Source organism: Moorena sp. SIO2C4 (assembly GCF_010672485.1).
GTDB lineage: Bacteria > Cyanobacteriota > Cyanobacteriia > Cyanobacteriales > Coleofasciculaceae > Moorena > Moorena producens.
This window is the reverse complement of the sequence record NZ_JAAHGN010000234.1, coordinates 1-5103: the sequence shown is the minus strand read 5'-3', so window position 1 is coordinate 5103 and position 5103 is coordinate 1. Positions and strand designations below refer to the sequence as shown.

Annotated in this window: 6 protein-coding genes; 5 read left to right on the top strand and 1 reads right to left on the bottom strand. The window is 36.9% G+C overall.

Annotated features, from left to right (window positions below; translation table 11 throughout):
- The first annotated feature begins 172 nt into the window (after positions 1–172).
- The 4 genes from F6K20_RS14425 to F6K20_RS14410 all read left to right on the top strand — a co-directional run bounded on the left by F6K20_RS14425 (position 173) and on the right by F6K20_RS14410 (position 3542).
- Entirely contained in the window at positions 173–625 is a 453-nt protein-coding gene (locus tag F6K20_RS14425; RefSeq protein WP_008187390.1) for a MerR family transcriptional regulator, read from the top strand.
- 780 nt (positions 626–1405) lie between these two features.
- A complete protein-coding gene (locus F6K20_RS14420) occupies positions 1406–2104 on the top strand; it encodes a hypothetical protein (protein ID WP_008187395.1) in 699 nt (232 codons plus the stop codon).
- A 14-nt stretch (positions 2105–2118) separates the two neighbouring features.
- The gene (locus tag F6K20_RS14415; protein ID WP_008187397.1) at positions 2119–2733 is read left to right on the top strand and encodes a hypothetical protein; all 615 of its coding nucleotides are present in this window, start codon (positions 2119–2121) and stop codon (positions 2731–2733) included.
- The gene (locus F6K20_RS14410; protein WP_008187399.1) at positions 2733–3542 is read left to right on the top strand and encodes a hypothetical protein; all 810 of its coding nucleotides are present in this window, start codon (positions 2733–2735) and stop codon (positions 3540–3542) included. Before F6K20_RS14415 ends, F6K20_RS14410 begins: the two co-directional genes overlap by 1 nt.
- A gap of 447 nt (positions 3543–3989) precedes the next feature.
- Here the strand turns inward: F6K20_RS14410 and F6K20_RS14405 are convergent, their stop codons facing one another.
- Entirely contained in the window at positions 3990–4136 is a 147-nt protein-coding gene (locus F6K20_RS14405; protein ID WP_154659864.1) for a hypothetical protein, read from the bottom strand.
- Between the two features lie 216 nt (positions 4137–4352).
- Here F6K20_RS14405 and F6K20_RS14400 point away from each other — a divergent pair, with 216 nt between their 5' ends.
- Positions 4353–4805, top strand: a complete 453-nt coding sequence (locus tag F6K20_RS14400) for a MerR family transcriptional regulator (protein ID WP_008187390.1) — start codon at positions 4353–4355, stop codon at positions 4803–4805.
- The last annotated feature ends 298 nt before the right edge of the window (positions 4806–5103 follow it).

The following is a 5103-nucleotide window of genomic DNA, read 5'->3' as shown; positions in this document are numbered from 1 at the left end:
GATATTGACGTAATCGCTAATAGTGGAAACCACAGCAGTTGACTTGCTACCCACCCTTTCCACGCTTAACACACTTTTATACCTATTACCTGCTCCCTGCTCCCTCACATGGCCAATTTTTATTTTTTCTATTAAACTAGTATTATAGGAAGAGTTAAAAGAGACCCCACTCATGAACAAGTGCGTTGGAACTACTGAAGCAGCATCTCTATTAGGAATTTCTTCTCGACGATTGCGCCAACTTCTAGAGAAGGGTCGGGTGCGGGGTGCCTATAAAACTGGGAAATTCTGGATTATTCCCCTGTTCAACCATTTGCCACAAATTACCAAAGGTACTCGTGGACCGAAGGGGAAATGGCGCACTAGTCGTCCTCCCGCTCTAGCTAAGATTAATGTTAATCGCAATCACATAGGATCTAATATCAAGAAAAGCCCTCAAGACCGCAAGCCAGTGATTTCAGTAAAACGCAGTGGTAGCAATATCTACGGCAACGAAGTGGAAATCCTTGGTCCATGTAAGATTGTCTATAACCCAGATAATCCACTCGATTGTGGTGCTCGTTTGTGGATTGAAACCTTTAGTGATATTCACTTTGTGGGTGGTAGTTTTCCTGCTACTCGCTGAGGGGGTTAAGGGCTTGGTGACTATTCAAAATTATCAATTTAATTATTGGGCGTTCCAGCAGTTGAAGATTGATGATTAGCCTGTTTTATTTGCTCTAGAAACTCGGGGTATCAGTTTGCCATGAGTAATAAGTTGCGCCAGAAATACCTCCAGCATGATATCCAATATGGTTTAATAAATAGTTTTTGATGGCTGTAATAATATAATTTACTCGTTATTGAGTGTATTTTGAGCAAGCCATTGATGTCAGTAATAAGGAATATGAATTTTTACCTGGTAACATTCCTAGGTTCAAGCATATAAACAAACCGGCTGCGATCGCAAAAACCCTCACTCTCCCCCGCCCATTTCTTCCCTCACTACCAACCCCCTATGCTCCTACAGATAACATCAGTCTAAATCTCAAGCAACCAACTATATAGTTGTCATTTAATCCCTCATCCCCACTAGTTTCAAACTATTATAAGCAGGTGCACAAAATTAATTGCACATTTTACAAAAATCAAAGCCTTACAATGTAAGGGTTACAGAGATTCAGAGTAGGTAATTTATTTTGTGTAGGTGCTTATAGTGGTTACATGTGATCGCATTCCCACATCAGTTCCAGCGTTCCCCTAGTGCTCCTATTGGATAATTGCAAAACTCCTCTACTCTATGACTGAGTAGCAGGCATCGGGCATGCTCACAAAATTTATTAAATTTTATTGCGATATGTCAGTTATGAACATTTATAAAAAAATATTGTTATAAAATTAAACTAAAGAAGCTTCAATTACTCTTATGAAATGGGAATGGGATACAGAAGAATTAAATTATTTCAATGGAACTATACCTTGGTTTTTTGGTAAAAAGCTTGGAATTCTTGGTGTTGATGATAGTGGTAAATCAACTTTACGTAAACTTATGCTAGATTGTGAGTTGGTAAAAGATGTCAAACCTACATCAAAACGTGAACGACACCGAAGAGTAGTAATCAAAGAAAATAGAGCTAACAAAAAAATTGCCTTTTCTTATATTGATGATATTGCTGGAGACAGGAATAACTATAATGTTAAAAAAGAGGTTTTTAAAAAAGTAGAATATATTATTTATGTTGTCAGAAGTGAATATATTTTGGTGGTTGATCAGTTTGATAATTTTGTTAATAAATCAAAAAAACAACGATATATAGCTGCTATTAAGCATGATTTTAAACATTTTGATGATTGGGGAAAAAAAAATAATTTTATTATAGTAGGTAATTATTTTGGTGTTTTACCAGGAAAAGATATGGTGAACGTTAATCCAATAGAATGCGGAGTACCTAGTTTCTCAGATAGTGACTTCAGCAATTCGTATTTGAGAAATTTTAAAGATAGACTAAACACAGTTATCAATAATGCTCAAATTGTCAAAAACGCGGATTGGATTGTGGGTAGTCTTGTTTCAGGGAAATTGGCTAATCAATTAATCATAGATATACTTCAGAAGTTAATGTAAACCAGTTAATCAATATGATATCACTCTACTACTTTGTACCTAACTACCAAAAAGATACTTCAGATTTACTTGTTAAAGATACTCCTGGTATACTTGTAACAAACTTAAGAGAAATTAAACTATTTGATACTGAAGGTAAATTAGTTATGAATCGTATTGATAAATTAAAATTGTCTAACTTTAAAGTATTTAACAAAGAGAGGATTGATTTTTTTTACAGTAATTTTGAGTTTTATATTGAAACTGTTACTCAAGAATTTGATATTACCAATCGTCCTGCAATTATTGGTATTTATGGAAAAATTCCTGTTTTTAAAAATGGATATACAGTTCAAGACTGGCTATTTTATATTTCTAATAGAGTTGAAGAATTTTCAAAAAACCTTGATCGTACAATTTATGATTTACAGCTTAACACCATAAAAAAACAACTACTTGGTATATACTTACAAACAAAATGGAAAAGATTTGTATTTCCCATAATTCAATCTATTATTTTTTTACTTAATCCAATATTTATTGCTTGGTTAATCAGCTCATTTTTGAATACAACTAATCTCATTTTACCAAGTTGTATTATTTCTATAAGCAATGGTATATTGATTATTTTAAACGAGGAAGATTGGTAATGCCAGTTGGATATGAACCATACCCAAAAAAAATTCCTTCCGCAAACGAACGGCGAGTTATTATTGTTTTACCTGGCGATAAAATCGAACAGATCAGGAATGATAAAAACTATGATAAATTCTACCAATCAATTCAAACAAATGATCAAACTTGGCTAATGGATAACTTAATAGAAAACTATCAAGATCCAGAAACAATTAGTTTTTTGAAAAAGCTAGATCATGAGAATATTCTTGATAATGGAAATATTCTTGTTCAAAGTTCTGAAGATCCGATGAAATACTTTTTGGCAGATAAAGTTGAAAATAAGGTAGTTCTTCCCAAGTGGTATCACTATATAACAATCTGTAATTATTTAGGTGCTACAAGTATTGATTTAAAGATTACTGATGTTACGAATTTTGCAGAAGAGACTAATGTTAAAGCAAAGATTTTGGGTCTTATTTATAATTTATATTTAAGTGCAAAAATTTCTAGAGACAAGAAAAAGGAATTAGAAAATCATGCTAAAATGGAGCTTAAAAAGGAACCTCCTAATCTAGATCTTGTTAAAGAATATGTCAAGAAATACTCTTTAGAAAAAGACGCAGATATTAGCTTTATAATCAATAATCGCCAGTTCAATAAAGACTTAAAATTTAAACAAAATATAAATTTGTTTAGTCAAGTAGAAACAAGCCTGAATGTAGCAGCAAGTTTAGTAATACCGGAAAGTTTTACGCAGCTCAAAGCATCTTTAAAAAAATCAATTAAAGAAACTAGGAAATATACTGTCACTATAGCTTTAGATTTTGGCTATAAAAGCTAAAGCGATCGCACTCCATCCGGAACCCCGCCTCATCCGATCCATCCCCGACGGTGAAAATCCCTAACCTGCCAATCTCATTTCTGCGATTGACCTTTGGTCACTCTATGGAACGCATTCATGATATCTCCAATATCAGCAGCAGCTCGCGAACAGAAAATTCCAACTAATCAATACAGTTACCGGAATAGTTTTACTTCAGGGATTCAAACAATTGTCAGGAGCAGGTCACACAATAAAATGGGAGCGCATTTATATGTGATCCCATACAAGATTGACTGTAGGCTAGACTCTTCCGCTTGTTCCAAAGTTAGGATATTTGCGATCGCATTCCCGATTCTCGATTTCCTAACTATTCCGATATTGACGCAGTCGCTAATACTCGAAACCACACCACTTAACTTGACCCCCACCCTCTCCACACTTACCACACTTTAGCTGCTTTCATCCCTATTCCCTGTTCCCTCGCTCCAAAGTTAGGTTATTTGCGATCGCATTCCCGATTCCCCATTTTCTAACTATTCCGATATTGACGCAGTCGCTAATACTCCAAACCACACCACTTGACTTGACACCCACCCTCTCCACACTTACCACACTTTAATCCCTACTCTCTTTCTGCCTGATTTCCTAACTATTCTGATATTGACGTAATCGCTAATAGTGGAAACCACAGCAGTTGACTTGCTACCCACCCTTTCCACGCTTAACACACTTTTATACCTATTACCTGCTCCCTGCTCCCTCACATGGCCAATTTTTATTTTTTCTATTAAACTAGTATTATAGGAAGAGTTAAAAGAGACCCCACTCATGAACAAGTGCGTTGGAACTACTGAAGCAGCATCTCTATTAGGAATTTCTTCTCGACGATTGCGCCAACTTCTAGAGAAGGGTCGGGTGCGGGGTGCCTATAAAACTGGGAAATTCTGGATTATTCCCCTGTTCAACCATTTGCCACAAATTACCAAAGGTACTCGTGGACCGAAGGGGAAATGGCGCACTAGTCGTCCTCCCGCTCTAGCTAAGATTAATGTTAATCGCAATCACATAGGATCTAATATCAAGAAAAGCCCTCAAGACCGCAAGCCAGTGATTTCAGTAAAACGCAGTGGTAGCAATATCTACGGCAACGAAGTGGAAATCCTTGGTCCATGTAAGATTGTCTATAACCCAGATAATCCACTCGATTGTGGTGCTCGTTTGTGGATTGAAACCTTTAGTGATATTCACTTTGTGGGTGGTAGTTTTCCTGCTACTCGCTGAATTGAAGTATGAATGCGCGATCCTCTGATTTTGGGCCAGCCCCCTAAATCCCCCAACTTTGCGGTGCGACCCAAGGGCGATTTACTCGCCCATTGGAAAGCGCACCGGGGGGGACTTTAAGAGTTTTGTTCCCCCCAAAATTGGGGGGCTAGGGGGGCTCAATGATCGAGTGGGGACTTTAAGAGTTTTGTTCCCCCCAAAATTGGGGGGCTAGGGGGGCTCAATGATCGAGTGGGGACTTTAAGAGTTTTGTTCCCCCCAAAATTGGGGGGCTAGGGGGGCTCAATGATCGAGTGGG